The sequence below is a fragment of the Alcaligenes sp. AB3 genome, from assembly GCF_031844565.1.
Classification (GTDB): Bacteria; Pseudomonadota; Gammaproteobacteria; order Burkholderiales; family Burkholderiaceae_B; genus Alcaligenes; species Alcaligenes faecalis.
The window spans coordinates 1-1402 of sequence record NZ_JAUZVM010000023.1; the positions used below are offsets into that span (position 1 = coordinate 1).

The 1402-nt window shown below is 54.7% G+C and carries 1 protein-coding gene; it reads right to left on the minus strand.

The features are described 5' to 3' along the window. Positions 1-281: 281 nt before the first annotated feature. Positions 282-1310: an IS110 family transposase gene (locus Q9R35_RS18660; protein ID WP_042489560.1), complete on the minus strand. Its 1029-nt coding sequence runs from the start codon at positions 1308-1310 to the stop codon at positions 282-284. Positions 1311-1402 lie beyond the last annotated feature (92 nt).

Below are 1402 nucleotides of genomic sequence, written 5' to 3' on the forward strand. Positions count from 1 at the left end.
CCCCGTACATGGACGCCCCTGTTTTGCCAAGCACTCACTTCATGTTGGACAGTGGGTCGAGATTGCACCCGTACATCCGGACTTGATTGCCGCGTCAGCGGCGGTCCCTGATGGGTTCTGCTGGTTGGTGCCTCAATCGGACAAGCGCACTGCTTAGTGCCTGGGGGACATCGGGTTTAACCAACCACGGTCTGACCTATCTTGCCATCATGTCGTGTTTGCCTGAGCAATCGGGAGAAGGGTTAATAGTGGCTTTTAAGGGGAAGCTCAGTCCAGCCTGACTATGAGCCGTCAGGCGTGTAGTCAGGCTGGAAGGTTCGTTGATTGGCCAGTAACGCCCAGACGATACGGGCATTTTTGTTGGCTAATGCAACAGCCGCTACGTTAGCGTGAGATCGCTGCAAGAGTCGTTGTAGCCAACCGGTGGGCTCTGCGGCTTGCCGTGCACGATAGATCACCGCTCGAGCGCCATGAATTAACAAGGTACGTAGATATTGATCTCCTCGTTTGCTGATTCCCAGGAGCACGGACTTGCCACCACTGGAGTGCTGCTTGGGCACTAAGCCTAGCCACGCCGCTAACTGTCGGCCATTGGTAAAGTTTTTGGCATCGCCGATCGTGGCAACCAAGGCACTGGCGGTGATCGGGCCAATGCCCGCAACTTTCTCAAGTCGGCAGCTCGCTTCATTGGCCTTATGCCAGGCTTTAATCTGCCGCTCCAACTCATGGACCTGTTTATCCAGCTCTTTTAAGTGATCCAGGAGCCGGAGTATGAGTAATCGAAATGAGCCCGTCAGCTCCTGATTCGCCTGCTCGAGTAGCGCAGGGACACGTGTATGCAGGTGAGAGATTCCCTGTGGGACGATCAGCCCGAACTCAGCCAGTAATCCGCGGATCTGATTGGCCTGTGCGGTCCGTGCCCGTACGAACCCTTGTCGAGCCCGGTGCAAGGCCAAGACGGACTGTTGTTCGATATTTTTGATCGGTACAAACCGCATGTTAGGCCGAGCCACTGCCTCGCAGATGGCTTCGGCATCAGCAGCATCGTTCTTGTTGGTTTTAACGTAGGGTTTAACAAACTGAGGGGCAATCAAGCGTACGGTATGCCCGAACGATTCTAATTTACGGGCCCAATGATGCGCACTTCCACATGCTTCCATGCCAATCAGGCAGACCGGTAAGGTGGCGAAGAACGTGGCCATCTGGTCGCGTTTGAGCTGTTTTCTTAACACGGTTTTGCCTTGTTCATCGACGCCGTGCAGTTGAAAGACTTGCTTTGCCAGATCGATACCTAGTGTCGTAATCTTCATGATGGACGCCTCGCTCGGTTCAAGTGGTTGGTGATACGCCCACTTTGGCACATAGGATGCCGGTGCGGGTAGGGGCGTCCATCCCATTGGAC